General features: G+C 50.5%; 11 protein-coding genes. 4 read left to right on the top strand and 7 right to left on the bottom strand.

Annotation, left to right across the window (positions count from 1 at the left end):
• Window positions 1-37 precede the first annotated feature (37 nt).
• Together FEK47_RS10025 and FEK47_RS25410 are read right to left on the bottom strand one after the other, a co-directional pair.
• Window positions 38-2,281, bottom strand: a complete 2,244-nt coding sequence (locus FEK47_RS10025) for a sensor domain-containing phosphodiesterase (protein ID WP_135486920.1) — start codon at window positions 2,279-2,281, stop codon at window positions 38-40.
• Between the two features lie 181 nt (window positions 2,282-2,462).
• Window positions 2,463-2,603 carry a hypothetical protein gene (locus tag FEK47_RS25410; protein ID WP_240727761.1) on the bottom strand — a complete coding sequence of 47 codons (141 nt, stop codon included), beginning with the start codon at window positions 2,601-2,603 and terminating at the stop codon, window positions 2,463-2,465.
• 28 nt (window positions 2,604-2,631) lie between these two features.
• Here FEK47_RS25410 and FEK47_RS10020 point away from each other — a divergent pair, with 28 nt between their 5' ends.
• The 3 genes from FEK47_RS10020 to FEK47_RS10010 all read left to right on the top strand — a co-directional run bounded on the left by FEK47_RS10020 (window position 2,632) and on the right by FEK47_RS10010 (window position 4,209).
• Window positions 2,632-2,823 (top strand): YfgG family protein, encoded by a 192-nt coding sequence (locus tag FEK47_RS10020; protein WP_165382789.1) that lies wholly within the window; start codon window positions 2,632-2,634, stop codon window positions 2,821-2,823.
• A gap of 312 nt (window positions 2,824-3,135) precedes the next feature.
• On the top strand, window positions 3,136-3,654 hold the full coding sequence (locus tag FEK47_RS10015) for a glycine zipper 2TM domain-containing protein (RefSeq protein ID WP_165383134.1): 519 nt from the start codon (window positions 3,136-3,138) through the stop codon (window positions 3,652-3,654).
• Window positions 3,655-3,669: 15 nt separating this feature from the next.
• Window positions 3,670-4,209: a DUF5384 family protein gene (locus tag FEK47_RS10010; protein ID WP_130214597.1), complete on the top strand. Its 540-nt coding sequence runs from the start codon at window positions 3,670-3,672 to the stop codon at window positions 4,207-4,209.
• A gap of 132 nt (window positions 4,210-4,341) precedes the next feature.
• Here FEK47_RS10010 and guaA read toward each other — a convergent pair whose 3' ends face one another.
• Together guaA and guaB are read right to left on the bottom strand one after the other, a co-directional pair.
• Window positions 4,342-5,919: a glutamine-hydrolyzing GMP synthase gene (gene guaA / locus FEK47_RS10005; protein WP_130222020.1), complete on the bottom strand. Its 1,578-nt coding sequence runs from the start codon at window positions 5,917-5,919 to the stop codon at window positions 4,342-4,344.
• A gap of 68 nt (window positions 5,920-5,987) precedes the next feature.
• Window positions 5,988-7,454, bottom strand: coding sequence for an IMP dehydrogenase (gene guaB / locus FEK47_RS10000; protein WP_001296289.1), 1,467 nt, complete (start codon window positions 7,452-7,454; stop codon window positions 5,988-5,990).
• 161 nt (window positions 7,455-7,615) lie between these two features.
• Between guaB and xseA the strand changes: the two genes are divergently transcribed.
• Window positions 7,616-8,992 (top strand): exodeoxyribonuclease VII large subunit, encoded by a 1,377-nt coding sequence (gene xseA, locus FEK47_RS09995; RefSeq protein ID WP_135486921.1) that lies wholly within the window; start codon window positions 7,616-7,618, stop codon window positions 8,990-8,992.
• Window positions 8,993-9,111: 119 nt separating this feature from the next.
• On the opposite strand, the gene FEK47_RS09990 is transcribed toward xseA, so the two are convergent.
• From FEK47_RS09990 to sinH, 3 genes are all read right to left on the bottom strand, one after another.
• Complete coding sequence (locus tag FEK47_RS09990; protein ID WP_135486922.1) at window positions 9,112-15,585, bottom strand: DUF823 domain-containing adhesin; 6,474 nt, start codon at window positions 15,583-15,585, stop codon at window positions 9,112-9,114.
• A gap of 116 nt (window positions 15,586-15,701) precedes the next feature.
• Window positions 15,702-16,667 carry a SinI family autotransporter-associated protein gene (locus tag FEK47_RS09985; RefSeq protein WP_135486923.1) on the bottom strand — a complete coding sequence of 322 codons (966 nt, stop codon included), beginning with the start codon at window positions 16,665-16,667 and terminating at the stop codon, window positions 15,702-15,704.
• A gap of 36 nt (window positions 16,668-16,703) precedes the next feature.
• A partial coding sequence (sinH, locus tag FEK47_RS09980) for an intimin-like inverse autotransporter SinH (RefSeq protein WP_240730973.1) occupies window positions 16,704-18,829 on the bottom strand: 2,126 nt, incomplete at its 5' end.

The following is an 18,829-nucleotide window of genomic DNA, read 5'->3' as shown; positions in this document are numbered from 1 at the left end:
TGAAAACGGGCCAACCTGTTGCGTTGGCCCACATGAATTACGCGCTTTCTAGAACCGGTTCTCTTTCAGCCGTAATCGCAATTAACGGCTGCGGTTCACCAATCAAAAAGCCTTGCAGGTAATCAATACCCAAAGAGTGTACGGCTTTGCGAATCTCTTCATTTTCAACATACTCCGCAACCACTTGCATTTTCTTCATTCGTGCCAGATGACAAATCGATGCCACTATCTGGTAATCCAGGCTATTCGAGGCAATATTACGGATGAAGCTGCCATCAATTTTTAATAAATTGGCATTCACATTTTTTAGCCGTGCATAGCTTGCGTATCCGGTACCGAAATCATCAATTGCAATCTGGCATCCTAACTCCTGCAGATGTTGTAACGTGTTCTGTGCCTGCTTAACATTGGTAAGGGCATTACTTTCGGTGACTTCAAAGATAAGCTGCCACGCCTCTATTTGGTATTTCGCCAATAACTTACTAATTTTAACAGGAAAGCGAGCCTGACAAACTGAAGTTGGCGACAAATTAATCGCAAATCGTTGGGCGGGCATTTTCTCTTTATTTTCCGCCATAAATTGCAATGTATGTTCGATGACCCACATGTCGATACTGGACGATAAGCCAAATTCATGCGCAACCGGCAAGAAGTTATCAGGATTGATGAGTTCATCATTCTCCCCTCTCATACGCAGCAAAATTTCATGATAGACATCGCCGCGCACTCCAATAATTGGCTGGGCCATAAGGCAAAAATCGTCGTGCTCAAGCGCCTGCTGTAGCCGATTCATCATTGCCACTTTGTCTTTTAATTCTCGTTGCAGATACATTGCTCCGCGACGCTGCATATTTTCCGGGGCATTAGTCACTATAGAGAGTTCAGCAACCGTACTTAGCTCACCTAACAGCAAATAAATATGATTCACTGGCGAACGGACATAGCAATAGCTGACACCAATCTGTGGTTGCAATGGCATATCATCCCAAAAGAAACGAAACTGCTTAAGATGGTTATCCAATGCGATAATGCGCTCCTGGTGAGACTCTGTATTCAGTCGCAGCGCGAGATCATTGCCAGAAAGCTGATAAACGTCTTCTCCGGGTTCCAGTAAAGGTGCCAGCCAATGTGAAATCTTTTGTTTGTATTGGATACGTAGCATGATGCCATAGTTCTTTACCAGCATTTCCATACCGGGAATGCGTAAAAAACATAGCGCGGACCAGGGCGCATCACGCAGCGCGCGATTCAAAGCGCGAACATTCGGCAGATGAACAACCGGATCCACGTAAGCCAGCCGCTGAATGCGTCTGGTCACCGCTCGTTGACGCGTTGCCAAAACTGCCATGTAATTGACGATAAAAGAAAATACCAGATAGCTGGAGGAGGTTATGGTTAGTTGAGTGGTATACCCATGATAAAGGGGAATATAATTCTGGTAGCTATGGATACTGATCATCAGCACTATTGCCCAGAGCAACGAGATCAGCTTGTAGCCATAACGCATCGCTCCCCACATCATCAGCGGCAGCAATAACGACAAGGTATAGTTGGTGCTGAAAATTGTGCTTTTTTCATTTAAAGGCATACATAGCAGAAATAACAATGCGCCCAGAGCAAGCAACCACAGCGCGAACTCTTTTTTTGTAACTTTACTGTCAATCTGTTGTTTTAATTGAGAGTAATAACTTCGCAAATAAAATGGATTTCGTACAGAACGAATGATGAAGTAGCAAAGCGGGACGCCTATCAGATTACCCACCAGCAAGGCCTGGTAATTGATTAAGGTTCCCAGATTAAAGGGCATGACGCCAACCAGATTTGTTCTGCTCGCCAGTAAACCTACAAACGCAGCAAACTGGAAGAGCACCAGAAACAATGTTGCAGGGAAAACAATCTGCCAAAAAATGCGCTGGGAAATTAAGCGGGTATCACCATGTGAAACGTTGTTACGCCGGGGCGTAAACACCTTATAGCCCCCCCAACAAAGAATAATAATGATAATGAAATTAACCGTTAACGAGATCGTTTCATAAAAACCAAGCTCGGCATACTTACGAACAAAAATCCCTAAAGCAATACCTGGTAATGCTGCCCAGCTAAAAAACATCATCATGCTGATCATCAGCGCAAGCGGCAGATAAAAGAGAAAAACTTCACCAGAAGAAATATGTGCGAAAGTATTTATATGGGCGAAAACAGGCAAGATTATAGACGGCAGGATCAGCGGAAGCCCCCACCATTTATCACGTATATTTATATAAGTTGCATTCAATTTCATAGATGCTCAGCAGAACCCCCTACATCCTGAAAGGGTGTATTCAGACAGGCATCCCACCTGACTTCGATGGATGATTATTCATCGCTATTAAGGAGCATTGATTTTAAGTGTCATATGAAAGTTCCAATTGATATATATCAAACAAAATTACCCTAATTAATGAATTATTACGTTTATAATGTTAGCTCGTCATTATTACATCATTGTTGTAAATAATTAAATTAACTTCCATAACATTAAAACATGTATCAGCTAACGCTTTTTTACATATTGAACAATTGACCATTGCGTCTGGGTATGCCTTAATGTAAGTACCGTCCATGGTATGGACATACCTTGAGGAACCCTTTGTGAGTCAGCCAACCAGTATGCGAAAACGACACCGATTTAACAGTCGCATGACTCGTATCGTATTGCTTATCAGCTTTCTCTTCTTCTTTGGCCGCTTTATCTACTCGTCCGTTGGCGCCTGGCAGCATCATCAGAGCAAAAAAGAAGCTCAGCAATCCACACTCTCTATCGAATCCCCGGTACAACGTTAGCGATTACCTTCGTCACCTTTACTGAACAAGACGGCTCAATGCTGTCAGACACGGTTGCTCTTTGTTGTTATCAAAGCGGCAGGCATTTATTTATCTAAATTTTTACCTCTTTGTCCTGATTTCGAATCATTCTGCAATAAGATGCAATGTATATTAGACATAATATATATGTTTTTATTATGCGTTAATGCAGATTTATTTATTCGGTGAATTTAAATAAATTTAATCTATTCCTCCATAGTCTATACATTTACTTTCCTCTTTCGATGATCTTAAATGTCTTGTTTTTCGTAAAGTCTATAACAAGGAATAGTGATGAAATTTAAAAAATGTCTTCTGCCTGTGGCAATTTTAGCGTCATCCATGTTGGCAGGATGCCAATCAAATGCTGACGATCATGCCGCCGATGTTTATCAAACTGATCAACTGAATACCAAACAAGAAACCAAAACCGTTAATATCATTTCCATTCTACCTGCGAAAGTAGCGGTAGATAATTCAGAAAATAAAAGAGCAGCACAGACGTTTGGCGCACTGATTGGGGCTGTCGCTGGCGGTGTGATTGGACATAACGTAGGGTCTGGCAGCAATTCAGGTACTACTGCGGGTGCAGTTGGCGGCGGTGCTGTAGGTGCGGCTGCAGGTTCTATGGTGAATGATAAGACGTTAGTGGAAGGGGTTTCGTTAACCTATAAAGAAGGGACCAAGGTGTATACCTCTACTCAAGTGGGTAAAGAGTGTCAGTTCACAACGGGTTTAGCCGTTGTCATTACCACTACGTATAACGAAACTCGCATTCAGCCAAACACAAAATGTCCTGAAAAAAGATAGCAATCAGGAGGACTCATGAAGAAAGTTTTTCTTTGCGCCATTTTAGCCGCTGTTAGTAGCTCGGCTTTCGCCTCTTCATTACAGGATCAGCTTTCAGCTGTCGCTGAAGCTGAACAGCAAGGTAAAAATGAAGAGCAAAGACAGCATGACGAATGGGTAGCAGAGCGCAACAGGGAAATTCAGCAAGAGAAACAACGGCGTGCAAACGCTCAGGCCGCCGCCAATAAAAGAGCGGCGGCAGCAGCAGCGGATAAGAAAGCTCGCCAGGATAAACTCGACGCCGAAGTCACTGCGGATAAAAAACGCGATCAAAGTTATGAAGATGAGCTGCGCAGTTTAGAGATTCAGAAACAAAAACTGGCGCTGGCGAAAGAAGAAGCCCGCGTTAAGCGCGAGAACGAATTTATCGATCAGGAGCTGAAGCACAAAGCCGCGCAAACTGATGTCGTGCAATCTGAAGCTGACGCTAACAGGAATGTGACAGAAGGTGGTCGCGATTTGATGAAAAGCGTGGGTAAAGCAGAAGAGAATAAATCGGACAGTTGGTTTAATTAATCGATGTCAGTCACTTCAAGCCTATGATTCGTGGGGATTATAGGCTTTTTTATATTGCTGACTTTAGTCATCAATATAAAAAACCCTCTGTAGCAACAGAGGGTTTTGTTCATTCATAGTGCAGGAATTAAATCATTCCCACTCAATAGTCGCTGGCGGCTTGCCGCTGATGTCATACACCACGCGGGAAATACCGTTCACTTCATTGATAATGCGGTTGGAAACGCGGCCGAGGAAGTCGTACGGCAGGTGCGCCCAGTGTGCGGTCATAAAGTCGATGGTTTCAACAGCACGCAGAGAGACAACCCAGTCATACTTACGACCATCGCCCATTACGCCAACGGAACGTACCGGCAGGAACACAGTGAACGCCTGGCTGACTTTGTCGTACAAATCCGCTTTACGCAGTTCTTCAATGAAGATGGCGTCAGCACGGCGCAGCAGGTCACAGTACTCTTTTTTCACTTCGCCCAGTACACGAACGCCGAGGCCCGGTCCCGGGAACGGGTGACGGTAGAGCATGTCGTACGGTAGGCCCAGCTCCAGACCAATCTTACGCACTTCGTCTTTGAACAGCTCTTTCAGCGGTTCAACCAGGCCCATCTTCATCTCTTTCGGCAAGCCACCCACGTTGTGGTGAGATTTGATGACATGTGCTTTACCGGTTGCAGACGCGGCAGATTCGATAACGTCAGGGTAGATAGTGCCCTGCGCCAGCCACTTCACGTCTTCCAGTTTCAGCGCTTCCTCATCGAATACTTCAACGAAAACGCGACCGATGATTTTACGTTTTGCTTCTGGATCGTTTTCGCCAGCCAGCGCTGACAGGAAGCGATCTTCTGCCGGAACGTGAACAATATTCAGACCAAAGTGATCGCCAAACATATCCAGAACCTGCTCTGCTTCATTGAGACGCAGCAGGCCGTTGTCGACGAATACGCAAGTCAGGTTTTTACCGATAGCGCGGTGCAGCAGCATTGCGGTTACGGAGGAATCCACGCCACCAGAAAGGCCGAGGATGACTTTATCGTCGCCCACCTGCTCGCGGATGCGGGCTACGGCGTCGTCGATAATTTTTGCCGGAGTCCACAGGGCTTCACACTGACAGATATCCAGTACAAAACGCTCCAGCATACGCATACCCTGGCGGGTGTGAGTCACTTCCGGATGGAACTGTACGCCATAGAAGCGTTTTTCTTCGTTAGCCATAATGGCAAACGGGCAGCTTTCGGTGCTGGCTACGGTGACGAAGTCGGACGGGATAGCGGTAACTTTATCGCCGTGGCTCATCCAGACATCGAGCAGCGGTTTACCGTCTGCGGTCAGCGCATCTTCGATACCGCGAACCAGTGCGCTGTCGTTTACGACTTCAACCTGCGCGTAGCCAAATTCACGTTCGTTAGAGGCCTCAACGTGACCGCCCAGCTGCATTGCCATGGTCTGCATGCCATAGCAAACGCCGAATACCGGTACGCCTGCTTCAAAGACATACTGCGGCGCACGCGGGCTGTTTTCTTCGGTGGTACTTTCCGGGCCGCCGGAAAGAATAATGCCGCTTGGATTGAAGTCACGAATTTGTGCTTCTGTCACATCCCACGCCCACAGTTCGCAGTAAACGCCCAGCTCACGCACGCGGCGCGCAACCAGTTGAGTATACTGGGAACCGAAGTCCAGAATGAGGATGCGATGCTTATGAATGTTTTCCGTCATTGACGCTTATTCCGAGGCAAGTGAAACAGATAATATAAATCGCCCGACATGAAGTCGGGCGAAGAGAATCAGGAGCCCAGACGGTAGTTCGGGGACTCTTTGGTGATGGTCACGTCGTGAACGTGGCTTTCCTGAATACCCGCACCGCTGATACGTACAAACTCCGCTTTAGTACGCAGTTCGTCGATAGTACCACAGCCGGTCAGGCCCATACAGGAGCGCAGGCCGCCCATCTGCTGGTGAATGATCTCTTTCAGACGACCTTTGTAGGCTACGCGACCTTCGATACCTTCCGGAACCAGTTTGTCGGCAGCGTTGTCGCTCTGGAAGTAACGGTCAGAAGAACCTTTGGACATCGCGCCCAGGGAACCCATACCACGGTAAGATTTGTAAGAACGGCCCTGGTAGAGTTCGATTTCACCTGGGGATTCTTCAGTACCAGCCAGCATGGAGCCGACCATCACCGCGCTTGCACCTGCGGCGATGGCTTTCGCGATATCGCCGGAGAAGCGAATACCACCGTCAGCAATAACCGGAATACCGGTGCCTTCCAGCGCTTCAACTGCGTCAGCAACGGCAGTGATCTGCGGAACACCGACGCCAGTAACAATACGGGTAGTACAAATTGAGCCTGGGCCGATACCCACTTTAACCGCGCTGCAACCAGCTTCTGCCAGAGCGCGTGCACCTGCAGCTGTTGCCACGTTGCCGCCGATGATTTGCAGATCCGGATATTTAGCACGGGTTTCACGGATACGCTGCAGAACGCCTTCAGAGTGACCGTGAGAGGAGTCGATCAGCAGAACGTCAACGCCTGCGGCAACCAGCGCATCAACACGCTCTTCGTTACCCGCACCTGCGCCAACCGCAGCACCAACACGCAGACGACCTTGTTCGTCTTTACAGGCGTTCGGTTTACGTTCTGCTTTTTGGAAATCTTTCACGGTGATCATGCCGATCAGGTGGAATTCATCATCAACCACCAGCGCCTTTTCAACGCGCTTTTCGTGCATTTTTGCCAGCACCACTTCACGGGCTTCACCTTCACGCACCGTTACCAGACGCTCTTTCGGCGTCATGTAAACGCTAACCGGCTGGCTCAGGTCGGTCACAAAACGCACGTCACGACCAGTGATGATACCGACCAGTTCGTTTTCTTCGGTAACAACCGGGTAGCCAGCAAAGCCGTTACGCTCGGTCAGTTCTTTCACTTCACGCAGGGTGGTTGTCGGCAGCACGGTCTGCGGATCAGTTACCACGCCAGATTCGTGTTTTTTCACACGGCGAACTTCTTCAGCCTGGCGTTCAATGGACATGTTTTTGTGGATAAAGCCGATACCGCCTTCCTGAGCCAGAGCAATAGCCAGGCGCGCTTCCGTTACAGTATCCATTGCTGCGGAAAGCATAGGGATATTCAAACGAATCGTTTTCGTCAGCTGGGTGCTGAGGTCAGCAGTATTCGGCAGAACGGTAGAATGAGCAGGAACGAGGAGAACGTCGTCAAACGTCAGAGCTTCTTTAGCGATACGTAGCATGGGCAATATCTCGACCAGAGTGGTTAATAAATATTGCCGCGGCATTATACAGAGCGTAACCGATTGCATCTACCCCTTTTTGCAAATAATGCTTGCGCTCCCCGGTCAGCACGTTACTATCGATTGAATAACCTGCTGATTTAGAATTTGATCTCGCTCACATGTTACCATCTCAATCCCCCGCAATTTTTACGGTTAGTCGCCTGAATCAGACCGTCCGTTTGCTGCTTGAGCAGGAGATGGGGCAAGTGTGGATCAGCGGCGAAATTTCTAATTTCACGCAACCGGCTTCCGGTCATTGGTACTTTACGCTTAAAGACGATACCGCCCAGGTACGCTGCGCGATGTTCCGCAACAGCAACCGCCGGGTGACCTTTCGCCCGCAGCACGGGCAACAAGTTTTAGTTCGCGCCAATATTACGCTCTACGAGCCGCGCGGCGACTACCAGATTATCGTCGAAAGTATGCAGCCAGCCGGTGAAGGGCTGCTGCAACAGAAGTACGAACAGCTTAAAGCAAAGTTGCAGGCTGAAGGGTTATTCGATCAGCAACTTAAAAAACCACTCCCCTCCCCTGCGCATTGCGTTGGTGTGATCACCTCAAAAACCGGTGCTGCGCTACATGATATTTTGCATGTGTTAAAACGCCGCGATCCGTCTCTGCCGGTGATCATCTACCCCACTGCCGTTCAGGGCGATGATGCGCCGGGGCAAATTGTTCGCGCCATTGAAATGGCGAATCAGCGCAACGAGTGTGACGTATTGATCGTCGGGCGCGGCGGCGGTTCGCTGGAAGATTTATGGAGTTTTAACGACGAACGTGTAGTGCGGGCGATTTTTGCAAGTCGCATTCCGGTCGTCAGCGCCGTCGGGCATGAAACCGATGTGACGATTGCCGACTTTGTTGCTGATCTACGTGCGCCAACGCCGTCGGCTGCCGCCGAAGTGGTGAGCCGCAATCAACAAGAGTTACTGCGCCAGGTGCAATCGGCCCGTCAACGGCTGGAGATGGCGATGGATTATTATCTCGCCAACCGCACGCGTCGCTTTACGCAGATTCATCACCGATTACAGCAACAGCATCCGCAATTGAGGCTGGCACGTCAGTTGACCACGCTCGAACGTCTGCAAAAACGGATGAGCTTTGCGCTGGAAAACCAGCTTAAACGAGCCGGACAACAGCAGCAGCGGTTAACACAGCGGCTGAATCAGCAAAATCCACAGCCGAAGATTCATCGCGCGCAAACGCGTATTCAGCAACTGGAATATCGTCTGGCTGAAACCCTGCGCACACAGCTTAGCGCCACGCGTGAACGTTTCGGTAATGCGGTGACGCATCTGGAAGCGGTTAGCCCACTGTCAACGCTGGCACGCGGTTATAGCGTCACCAGCGCCGCAGATGGCGCGGTGTTAAAGCAGATCAAACAGGTGAAAGCGGGCGATACGCTGACCACGCGTTTAAATGATGGCATTGTAGTAAGCGTTGTGAGCGACGTGACGAAAACCCGCAAGCCACGCAAAAAAACGGCTAATCCGTAAGACCCCGTAGGCCGGATAAGATGCGTAAGCATCGCATCCGGCGCGGGCTCCCGGCACATACCTGATGCGGCGTAAACACCTTATCCGGCCGACTCACTAACGCCATACCCGCATGATCGTCACTGGAAACAGGTAGCAAACCCCGGTGTTTTACTCGCCTCAATACCGCAATCCTGGGTACCATTTTGTTCAAACATGCCACAATACAACATCCCGGCTCGATCGGTTGAAAAATATGGGAAGTCTTTAGGAGATGAGGGCCACCCTAACGAATTAAAACTGTCAGATAACGCGCCTAGCTCGTTATATGTCGGCGCACTGTTCATACTACCGCACTGTTTCTGAATATCCCATTTTACTGAATCCACAACATGAGCCAGCCCCCACGTTTCGTTATTGATATTAGGTGTTCCAGCGGCCTGTGCACCTGTAGGTAACTCAGTCAACAGCAATGGTCGATGTAATGCTTTACCTTTCACCACTACTGTGTCTGCCATATGCCCCCAGAAGTGTGCCGAGGAAACATTCGGGCTGGTTAATACGGTGAAAATAGTGTCCATCGTTGCTGTCAATGTTGGGTACTCAGCCAGTGTTACCGTTAGTGGTGTTTTATAGCCTGGCGTATTATCCTGGCGAACCGTAAAACTTGCCGTGCCGTCTGCACCCGTCACGCCACTGATCTTGTCCCCACTGGCAGCTAACAGGGTAGCCGCTCCTGATGATGACTGGATGGTAATATCATCCATTGCCGCCACGTCACCATACAACGTCGCCCCCGCATTACGCGGCGCGGCATCACCGCGTTTCAGGGTAAAGGCCACGTTCGGCACCGGTTTCCCGGCGCTGTCTTTCACCGTGACCATCACCGGCATGGATTCCCCTTTCTTCACCTTCGCCGCCTGAGTGGTTGCGTCAAACGCCGTTGAGGTCAGCGTGACAGCAGACACCGAGGCGTTAGGGTTCAGCAGGCACATCTGGTACGCCCGGTTTCTATTATTCGGATCAAGCTTACCTGTATACAAATCCACCGCATCACATCTTTCGGAACCATCAATGCCGCGAATCTCGCACGTATCATCAACTACCCACCAGAGATAACTCCCCGATAATACCGGCCAGCCTGTCTGCGCCTGCATTGTTCCGTTGGGATAACGGTTGTAGAGCGAGATGGCTTGATCGCTAGTCGGCCAGCGCGCTGCCTCACACTGCGCGATGCCACTCGTTTGTCTCTCCTGAACAGTAGGAGTGCCCCAGTTTTCATTGACGACTTCTTTAGTGGTAACACTCGACGCATTCGATAACTCCGCCTTTATTTTAGGCCGCACAAAGACTGTGCCATCTGCTGCCGTCACCGTTTCCGGCATATGCCCCCACATATTCGCTACGCTAACGTCCGGGCTGGTGATAACCGTGAAAATAGCGTCCAGTGTGGCATTAGGCTTCGCGCTACTACCTAAAGCCGTTGCGCTCATCGGCGTTCTCAGTCCCGTTGAGTTGTCCTGGTGCAGATTCAGCGTTACCTTACCTTGCGCATCGGTCTGGATGACTAAATAGTTTGCATTCTTCTGACCATTCATGGCGGCGCTCTGCATGGTTTGCGCTGGGTTGAACGTATCGGCAACCAAATCGTTCGAATTTACCGTCTCACCGATTTTGGTTCCGGAACGGTTGTAGCTGTCAGAACGCAATATCCCCACCGACTCAAATGCCGCAGGCGAGCCATCCGCACGAGTGACAGTGACCGTGAGCGGCAACGGCGAACCTTTATGCGCTTTCCCGGCAGGCAGCGCGCTATCCCAGTTTTCCTCCGCCGTGGTCAGGGTGATGTTGCCAATCGGTTCCGCGTTTTCCAGGCAGGTCTGGAAGTTGAGCTCTGAAGAATCCGAAGCTGTCTGCCCAGTGTCTCCCACCTTGAGGTTAATATACTGATAATTAGCCTTAGCTGTGCCTGTACTGGAGGCTACGCTTCGCGACCAGAAGAAAGGTTTTGGCGGTGTTGACTTGTCGAGCGGCCAGCCACGCAACGTTTCAATCGTTCCTAAAGGGTACGCCTCATATAACGATTGCAGATCGCTAATTAACGGCAGCTTGTCTTTACAGCCGCCCTGCGCACCACTCAGCGCATTGCCGTTGCTCAGTCGCTGCCAGTTCTCATTGTTGACAATAAGTCCATTGGAAGAACCGGCTTCCTCTCTTAACAATGGGCGATGAAAGACCTTGCCATTTTTCGCCGTTAAGGTGTCCGGCATATGACCCCAGAAGTTCGCTTTCGGCGTATCCGGGCTGGCTATGTTAGTGAAGATCACGCTTAACGCATCAGATTTTCTCCCGCTGCCATCATCAATTTCCGCGGTCAGTGGAATGCGCCCGCCCAGCCCCTGATAGCTTTGGTATACGATAAACGTTACCGTACCGTCGGCCCCGGTCATGCTGTAATATTTCTCACCATCGTCGAAATAGCCGTTGGAGCTATTGTTGCTATCCTGAACATAAATCAGTTTTGTCTGGTTGGTGATCTTTCCCTGGTTAGTGGTGTTCTGCGTGCGAGGCACTGTGGTTCCGTGATTTAACGTAAACGGCACATCCCCAATCGGCTGGCCCTGATCATCGCGGGTGGTTACCGTCAGGGTGATAGTATCTCCAGTAGTGCTGTAATCGGTTCGAACTTTTACCGCATCAATACCGTCATATTTCGCGGTTTGCGCTGATGTCAGTTCAATCGTGTTCACTTTTGGATTTGCCGTGGTCTGGCAGGTCAGGTAGCCCATGCCAGTTGACGCCGTACCGGTACTGGCGGCGTTACTGATATTCACAAACAGATATTTACGATCGCCAACGCTGTTTTTATCCGGGGTACTGGAGTCATATGTTCTTAACACCGGCCAGCCGTCAACCGCATGCCCCCCCCACGCACCGGAGAGTGTGACCAACGCATCCTGAGTCGGAATATAGTCTGCGCCACAACCATCATTATTGGTCTTTGCAGCCTGTGCCTCGGTAAACAACGCCCACACTTCGTTATCCTCTTCAGGAGATTTACGCGTGGCGGCGGGGTTGCCAGTCAATTCGGCAAACAGCAGTGGGCGTTTGAAGGTCAGCCCTCCCGCCTCCAGCGTTTCCGGCATGTGGCCCCACATTTTGGCTTTTGCGCTATCCGGGCTGGTGACGACGGTAAAAATGGTATCCAGCGATGCATTTTTTGTCGGATCGGAATAAAGCGCGGCGGTGAGTGCCGTTTTGGTACCGTGGGTATCCGGGCGCGTGATGTTGAGTATTTTGCTGCCATCGCTGTCTGTCAGGGCGGTATACGCCGTGGCGGTATCATTGAGCGCCATTTCATCAGGCAGACCCGCGTCAACCACTACCGACGAGACAATCCCATCGTCATTGCCTGCCGTATGGCGTTCGCCAGAACGAGTGTAGCCATCGCCGCGTTTCAGGGTAAACGGCATATCAGGCATTGGATTTCCCGCGGAATCTTTTACCGTCACTTTCACCTGCAACGTCTCTCCCTTTTTCAGCTTCGCCGCGTTAAGTGAACCGTTCCACTGCGCCTGATTTACCGCTTCCAGCGTAATGTTACTCGCCAGCGGATTGGCTGCTGTAAGGCAGCTCATATAGATCTCTGTGGGATGACTGTTATTTTCGACGGTACCATTATTCAGCCAGACCATAGCCAGATGCGGCACTTTATCGGCAGGTGTACTGCTCCAGTACGCTTCACGCTGGGTTGGCCAACCGTGAACCGTCTGGATAGTATTATTGTCGTTAGCGGCATAAAGCGTATTGAGCTGTTCTTTGCGCGGCACTTTGTTGGCTCCGCAACCGCCCGCCGCCGTGTTTTCAATATCCGCCTGCGCCACGCGTACCCAGGTTTCGTTATTTTCTTCCAGTTGACTGGTTTCACCACTGACTTCATTAATCAGTTTCGGGCGTTCAAAAGTCAGCGCCCCAACGGTGATGGTGTTATCCATGTGACCCCACATTTTCGCACCGGTTACATCCGGGCTGGTCGGTACGGTAAAGGTCACGTAGTAGTTGACAGTGTTCGGCAATGCGGAATTGGTCGGCGTGACAATGAGCTTAGTTCTTAAGCCAACCCCCTGCGGCTGCTCGATAACGACGGTCGCTGCGCCCTGCGCGTCCGTGGTGCCGGAGTAGACCATCGAAGGCTGTGAGGTACCATATTCCGTGCCGTTCAGGGTAATCGCACCGTTGCTGGGATCGGTAAAATCTGTTGCCTGCTCTTCCCTGTTCAGGCCGATATCTTTGGTGATGGTAAAGTCAGCATAAGGGATCGGCGCATTATTTTGCCCATTGACGGCACGCACCGTCATGGTGATTTTTTCGCCTACTTTCGCTCTTGCCTGTTTCGAGGTTGGTGAAAGATCTTTGTCTGTTTCCACCACCACCCGCGCGATTAATTCGTTGGCCGAACAGGAGAGATAGTTGGGTTTAAAGCCAGCATAGGTATCCACTACGCCCGTTCCCAGGTCTACAGACGAATGCGATTCGGCTTGTTGGGCGGCGGTAAGATAATCATAGTTTGCCGTCGGCCAGCCATGTTCAGTGCCGAGCGTATTCCCCTGATTACCCGCAAATAAACTCTCCAGAGAACTTTGCGACGGAACATGCCCCACGCCGCATTCCGCCTGCATGCTGGTATTCTGGTCAAACAGAGCCCAGTCTTCGTTGTTTTCACGCATTAATCCTACTTCATGCGTCGTTTCGTCCGCCAGACGCGGGCGTTTATAGAGATTCCCCTCCGCCATAATCCCGCGGCCCATATGGCCCCACATGCGGGCATATTCGCTATCCGGGCTGGTGACCACGGTGAAGATGACGTCTTTGGCATCCGAGGCGTTATAGTTACTGCGCATCGCCGCCGTGATGTGGGTTTTCACACCAACGCCGCCTGGCTGACTTAATGTCAGCGTGGCCTGGCCATTAGCGTCTGTAATCCCTTCGTAATTATGCGCATCAACTTGTTGCAGGTTGGTGCCGCCACTGATTTGAACCGGGTGCGCCTCCCAGGCGGGATCGGATTGATTTTTACGGTTAACGCCGTCGTCCAGATGCAAAGAAAAGTAGTAATACGCTAACGGCTGATCGTTATTTTTGTTATCAGTGATAGTCAGACGCATGATGGCGTCTTCCCCAACCTGCGCTTTCATCGCCTGCGCCGTATCATCAAAACTTGCCGGCGTGAGTACGAGTTTCGGTTCGACATCCGGGGCTTCTTTATCGACGCAGCTGACCAGGAATTTCGTCGCATCTGGTTTTTGCGCCTCGCCACGGTTAGAAACGTCAGCCGCATGGTGCATCCCGCTCGTCCCCGCCAGCGAAGACCAGTAATAGTTGCCCTGCATTGGCCATCCCGCCACTTCCTGAATCGAGGTGGGAATGACCGTTGCCAGCGCGCCGAACTGACGCATACCTGGCAGAATGTCACAGTGATTATCGGCCCCACTCCAGACAAACGTGGACCAGGTTTCATTGTGATCGTCTACGGTGCCATCTTCATTGCTGACTTCAGCCGCCAGTTTGGGTCGGCTGAAGGTGTACTGCAGTGCTTTCAGCGTATCCGGCATGTGGCCCCACATACTGGCAACCGCAACGTCCGGGCTGGTCAGTACGGTAAAGATCACTGCCGTTTCGCTGGTTTGTGTAATACCTGGCAGGCTGACAACCAGCGGTGTTTTTACACCTGGTCCGGCAGGTTGCGTAACGGTGACGGTCGCGGTGCCGTTGGCATCGGTTGTACCGCGGAACTCCGTTGCGGTGGTGGTTAGTTCCGTACTCTCGATGCTCACCGGGTTGGTGTTGTTGACGACATTCTGGCGATTTATCGCGTCTTTCCGTTTGATAACAAAGGGAATATTTCCTGTCGGGCTACCCTCGCAGTTTTTGGTGGTCACTGTTAAGTTTATCGTACTGCCGACGGTGGTTTTTGCTGCCTTTAGCGTGTCGTCATAACCGCTGACGCTTGCACTCACTAAATCACCCTGGGCAGCAGCGATGTTAAGCGTCACCTGTTTTTCATTGAGCAAAACCGCACCCTGATTTGGCACGCCGGTCAGGGTAAAAAGATTCAGCGTCGGGAGCGTTTCTTTAGGGTCAAACTGTGGAATGGCCACCAGCTTATGCCCCGCCAGGTTTTGCGCGCAGAAGGTGCGATCGGGGCGAGGCTGCGGGTCGAGCGGCACATCAGATGTGGCGGCTTCCGCCCATACCAGCGAAACGTCAGGCAGCGTTTGGTTTTGCCAGCGCAGCAGCGGCGGAGTGCTGAACATGTCGCCTTCGGTATCGCCCGGGTTAATTAAAATCATACTGGTTGCGCTGGCATCCACGCTGAAGTTCCCCGGCGTGGCCGTACTGGCGACATTGTGCTCTTTGGTGGGATCAAGCTGGACGCTGCCCTGATAAACGGGCACGCTGGCGCTGTCTGCTATGGGAGGAGTACCGTTAATAGCATCGGTTGAAGCATCTGATTGTTGCCACTGCCCGCCTTTTAAGGCCGCCGCTGCAGGCGCAATCAGAGATAGCATTAAAACCGCCGTTATCGCTTTTATCAGTTTCAAAGTCCCACCCATGATTGAAACCTGCCCGTTTAAAGTTTCGTTTTCACCTCAACCCACTTTGCTTAACGCTGGCTAAGCAAAGTGCGCGGAAAAACACCATTCCCTTACGGGAATGGTGCTGGAAACGATTATTTTCTCTGGTAGTCGATAGATAAGCCGTAGCCCTGGACACCATCGTTGCCGAGGACAACGCCACTTCCGGCAAAATCGAACGCGGTTTTCGCTTCGGCATTGGTAACAGGGATAACCAGGTCGTTGTTGTTATAAGTCGGATTAACAAGACCACCGGCTGTGCCCAACTGGAGGCTGGTTCCGGTAAAGCGCCAGCGATAGTTGTACTGGCTGGTAACCTCTTCGCCTGCATCATAAGTACTGTTGTTGTTTTTATCTTTCCACAACATGACTTGATAGGTGGTATTAGTTTTGAGTTTCGTCGCTTTACCCAATAGATTCGTATTGATGTCTTTTTCGTGAATTACGACATGAACTGCATCATCGAACACCGGACCTTCAGGAATATCATCGCTGTCAGAACCACCGCCTGCATTGGTGGAGAGGTCAAGCATCACAACTTGGTCCGCAACGTTCGGATCACCGGTTGTCGTGGTTGGCGTGATCTTCAAGCCTATGTATCGATCAGCATCCGCAGCCGCGATGGTATATGTATCGCTCCCTACGGTACCAATCTCTTTAGGATTCGCTCCTGACTGGTCGCTATAACTCATCCACTGGAGGGTTGCTTTAGTCGCTGTGTTATTGTCATCAAGGTCCCCTTGGGTATCACCAATCGCCCAGCTGGCTGTCAGTGTGTCACCCACATGAAACTGCTTATCACCGTCCGTTGTGACCGTGCGGCTGCCACGGTCAATAGCAATAACGACATGTGATTTATCAGCGTCGCTCGTTGCTGATGCGCTACGAGTGATCCACGGCACGGTCCCCTGAATGGTGCCGGTACTTTGTGATTCTGACTGCCACTGACCCGCCCTGAGATTACCCTGCCCTTCAGCCATCGCGGCAGGCACTGCACAGTATCCCGCTAAAGCCAGCGCCAGCGCGACTTTCGTCATCGGCCGCGTTAAATGATTGTTCATTCAATTCTCTCCTTGATTAATATCCAGCACGCCGATCTAATGCTTGCTGTAAACCACACGTAATCCATACCCCTGCACGCCATCTTCTTTTTGGGCGCCAAATTTCTGTACGGCCTCTTCGTTAGTGGCAGGGATGACAATATCTTCATTACTGGTATTCGATTGCGCTCCGGTGTAGCCATTGACGCTGTGCCCGGTAAACTCCCACTGGTAGTCGTATTGCGCCATTTCCTCTTCCGTCAGTTTTTCCGACTGCTGGAAAACGCCATCGTTGTTGGCATCGCGCCACAAGACAAAGCGATAGGCATTATCAACAGGCAAATGCTCTTTCTCATTGCCGATAAGATTGACAGGGTTAGTTGCAGATACACGGTAGATAAAGGCATTAACATCATTACCCCCCGCGCCGAGGAAAGTCACATCTACATAGTTACTGTCGTCATACGGCGCGGCTCTCGCTTTCCAGCGGAAAGTACCGGGTAACGTACTGGAGAGCGTAACGGTGCCTTTTTCTTTATCCTGCTTAGCGATAAAGACGCAGGGATTCTCGGTTGAACAGGGTTTATTGGTGAGCGTAACTTTTTTATCCTGCGCATCGTAAAGCTGCGGCGAAAGGTTATCTTCTGGCAGAGCATTGCCGTTGCGGTCAGTGTCATCACCAAAGCTATCGGTGACGTCGAGATCCATCACCACACCATCGACGCCGTCTGCCTGGGCGCTGGCTTCATGGCTGTGATTGTTCTCATCCGGCACATCTGCGATGTTATTGACGATCAGCTCAATTTTACGATCCTGCTGCACGGTGATTTCCACCACACCGGAGTTTTGCCGGTTGCCCTTTTCATCTTCCAGCGCCAGACGCACGCGCCAGGTATTGAGTTTTTCCTGTTCGGCGGGATCGGAGCTGTACTGCCAGGCTGGCAGCACCAGATCCCAGTGGTTGTTGTTACCTTCAGTGATGGTATTCGCTTTAACAACAGGCATGACCAGCGTGCGGGAAGCGTTATTTTTCGCCTGCCACGAGGCGGCGACAATTTTGTAATGGTGGTTGATCAGCGCGTTGATGGTCCATTTACATTTTTCCAGGCCAACCGCTTCCTCTGGCGTGTCTTTAATCACGCATTCCGGGTGCTCATTGGTGGCGTCTGCTTTAAGCCACAAGGTGACATCAAGTGGGTCTTTTTCTTTGTATTCCAGCACGATAAAGTTATTACGTTCGACAAAGTCATGGCGACTGCCCATCAGCGAGTGAGCGACTTTGACGTTATCGCTATTCAGTTGATCTTTTAGCGGAACACCGAACTGATAGTTAATCGTGGCGTTAACACTAAGATCACTGTTATCTCCAGTACCTGCTTTATAGTCCGTCCCGACCGTCAGTAACGGAACGGGTTGATAGTTCACGCCGAGCGTCACTGCATAGGGATCTTTTTCTAAATTATCGGTGCCGAAGAGCGCCACTTCGTCACCATAATATTGCTCGAAAACAATTTTGCCCCCCAGCTGCGGATAAGAAGGTAACCAGGCTTCCGCCCGGACATCCCAGCCACGTACGGGTCGTTCTAAATAGAAATCAAAATCTTTTGAATCTTTCCAGTCTGAAAGCGGATGATAATAGTTACCAGAAAATTTTAAATAATCCGTCCAGGCTTCTGTTCCTAAGCCTAAACGGCGATGTCCGCGGGTGAAATCATAATCATAAAATATATTTCCCCCCAGAAGCCATTTATCAAAATTATGTCTTACGCCTAAACCTATATTACCTATCGTGCGCTCTTCTTTTCGTTGCGCAGAAAACTGACTGAAATAGACCGTGCTCTGATTATCATACCAGGGGACAAAATAGTCGATTGAACTGCCGTCCAGATCGCCATCCTGACCGATGGAAAGGTTAGAGCGAACTTTACCATAAGGAGAAAGCGCACCTTCGATATAAGACTGTGCGGATGATGTGATTTGCCCTTGCAGATAGCTTCTCGCCTGGGATTCAAGCGCTTCTGGAGTCAGGTTCTCGAAGCCCTGCTGGGCGGACTCAGTAACGTAATTGGCACCACGTTCCTTGACGGATTTGCCTTTGTTACTTTGTTCTTCTTGTTGAGCAGCTTCGCTTGCCAGATCAGGTAATGAAGATTCGCTTTGCTTAATATTTATCTCCGGAGCTG

This window comes from Escherichia sp. E3659 (genome assembly GCF_005781135.1).
Classification (GTDB): Bacteria; Pseudomonadota; Gammaproteobacteria; order Enterobacterales; family Enterobacteriaceae; genus Escherichia.
Note: the sequence above shows the minus strand (reverse complement) of the source record. Positions and strands in the feature narration are given on the sequence as shown.